The 3,007-nt window shown below is 49.0% G+C and carries 1 protein-coding gene; it reads right to left on the bottom strand.

The features are described 5' to 3' along the window. A partial coding sequence (locus AB5Y85_RS20040) for a VWA domain-containing protein (RefSeq protein ID WP_368222040.1) occupies positions 1 to 3,007 on the bottom strand: 3,007 nt, incomplete at both ends.

Here is a 3,007-nt window from a genome sequence, read left to right on the forward strand (position 1 = left end):
GATCAACCTTCAAGTTACCGTCACCCAGCAACTTCTGAATGATCTCAAGGTCACTGTTGCCCAAGGTTGTCAGGTCAATACTGTCAAATTTTATGACGTGGGTGGTTCCTCCATTCGTACCATCCAAATCAATCGTCAATGTTGATTTGTTTGTGCCTGGCCCATCACTACTGAAATTGAGGTACGCATCAAGCGAACCAGAGTTGGCATGTTCGCCAGTGAGCAGCTCGCTTATATCCAGCACATCTCCACCGTCACCAGTTGTGAAGTCTTTGATAACGTCCACACCACCGGCATCACCCGCCCCCCACTTAAAGGTGTCTTTACCGCCTCCACCGGTCAGGGTATCGCTCCCAGCACCGCCAATCAGCAGATCGTCACCTTTCTGTCCGTAAAGAGTGTCATCACCTGCACCACCATCCAGAAGGTCATTGCCACCAACCGAACCGTCCTGACCAAAAGAGATATGACCTGCTGCAATCAAGGCCCTCAGTTCACTGTCGGTTGCTCCAGGATGTGTTGCGGAAAAAGCCGCCCAACCGCCATCGACACTGTCAGCATAAATACTGTCGCCAAAGAGGATATCGTTCCCATCGCCTCCCCGCAGAGCATCATTACCGACTACTGCGACATTGATTAACCCCCCGGCAATATTTCCGATAATACCCATCAACTGATTGGCAGTAATGACGTTATCAGCGAGTCCACCGCTCCCTTCAACATCGTCTAACAATTCTTTAGCACTAGCGGATACATTAATGCCAACAGCTTCAATGGTAAAAGCCTGTGCTGTACCTGGACCAGCCGTTTCGATCAATTCGACCTCACTGACGTTATCATTATCATTGCCTGCTGTACCAAGGACGTGTTTTATCGCTGTCTGTGCATTGGCAGAGATGACTCCACCGGAATTATCCAAGGCTCGATTTGGTGCACCATCAGATACGAACAGCACCTTGTTCACATCCGCAGCCAAAACAGGGGCTGACGACTGAATCCAATTATTGGCCTGCACCAGGCCGGCCTCATAGTTCGTATAGCCCCCGTTAGCCATGATTGCATTGACAAATGCAATCGCACTTTTCAACTGTTCAAGATTATCAGTACCATTAGCGGTAAGCGTGAACGTACTGCCAACGGGTGCATTTGTTCCAAACTTGACCAAATGTACCTTGATATCACTAGCCCCCGACTCATAGAGATTATTGAGAGATGCAATAACCGATTGTTTCAATGCATCAAGACGGCTGATATTAGTGGTAACCCCCTGAATATTGGTAAAAGGAATTTTGCTATCCATGCTGCCAGAATTATCCAGGACATAGACTATGTTAGCTTTTTGACCTGGTAACCTGGTGGAGCCACCAACATCCCCAATCAGCACATCATTACCCGCAACCCCCTGAATAACGCCTCCAGTCACCGAATCGAACGGACTGGCTATATGATGAGCAACGTGTGAAGAATCGATATCACTGACATTGTGGCCAACTACTAGAACAGACTGGTTGCTACGGATGCAGATCTCCAAGTTTGCAGGAGCCTTATCACCATCCCCATCAACCAAGGTGTAGGTAAACAACTGCTTCACTGCACCATCATCACCAAAGATCGCTGGTGATAAATTTGCCTTGGCAACAAAACTATATTCCCCCACATGGGTGCCTTGCAGGTCGATCTTCAGAATACCGAGCTCTGTATTGAGGCTCAATACTTTGGTATCCTTATCGAAACTATAAGTTACCCCCCCCGTACCCAAGATATCGATATCAGTACCACTAGCATTTAGGGTAAAGGTTTGAGCACCTACAGAGACTGATGCAATAAGACCTACTCCATCAGCACCGGAATTATCGTTAGCCAATACATTACCGATTACCCCACCGCCAGCACTTGCCAGGTCAACCAAGGTAGCGGATAGATTTTCCGGTGAGGCAAGAATATAAGTACCACTACTAGAAATTGGATTAAGGTAGGTACCTGTATTCACATTGATACCAATCGCATGCGCCTGGAACGGATTGGTTTCGGAATTATTATCGTTATCAACATTCCCATTTGTAATAAATGTTTGCCATGCCGTTATCGCTGAAACTTGACCGGTAGGGTCAGGTTCAGGATTACCATCAGAGATAAAATACAACTTGTTTTGTTGGGCTTTATCTGCACCGACATTATTCACATCAAGAAGAATTTGAGCCTTGGCTGTATTAAGAGCTTCCGCATAATTAGTCCATCCATCTGCGCTAAGCGCATTAACTGCGCTTATCAGGTTGATATAACCAGAATCACTAACCGAGTTGAAGTTATAGTCACCAACATTGGAAGAACCCGTTGCGAAGGTCACCAAATTGACATGAATAGGGGCATCTAGCCCTGCGTAAGCTTGCACCAAGTTAGCAACCGCTGCTTTAAGTGCAGCCAGTTTGTCCCCCTTCATGCTGCCAGAGGTATCCAAAACCAGCGTCACATTAACTAGCGGTAATGGTGACTGGATTATGCAAGCTGGGCCATCGTTCACCGCCACCGGCACGTCATCAGTGATGTTTACATTCACCTTGATGCCACCCACCACCGGGTCGCCATCGCCATCCTGCGCCGCAAAGGTAAAACCATCGGTCAGCAACTTGACGATGTTCTCTGCATCACCCGATACCAGCAGGTTGTCTGCCAGGGTGAAGGTGTACGAGCCATCTGCATCCACCTGCAAGCTGGCCGCCGCTCCAGTTGCTTCAGCCTGCACCGCGCCGTTCGCATCAAAGTACACCGTCACAGAGGTCTGGCCTTCATCAATGGTGGCCATACCACCGCTCCAGCTCACACCAGTCACCTTGCCAAAGCCGTCCGCACCCCAGGCAACGTTGTCCACTATGCTGCCTGTGACTGATAACGGCTCGCGCTCACCAGCGTCATTACCCTCTGACTCATCCTCGCCACGCAAGGCCTGCAAGTCATCCTCATCGACGTCAACAGTGTCACTGCCCCCTGTTTGCTTGAGCACCGGCAC

This window comes from Aeromonas sp. R3-1, assembly GCF_040908345.1.
GTDB lineage: Bacteria > Pseudomonadota > Gammaproteobacteria > Enterobacterales > Aeromonadaceae > Aeromonas > Aeromonas veronii.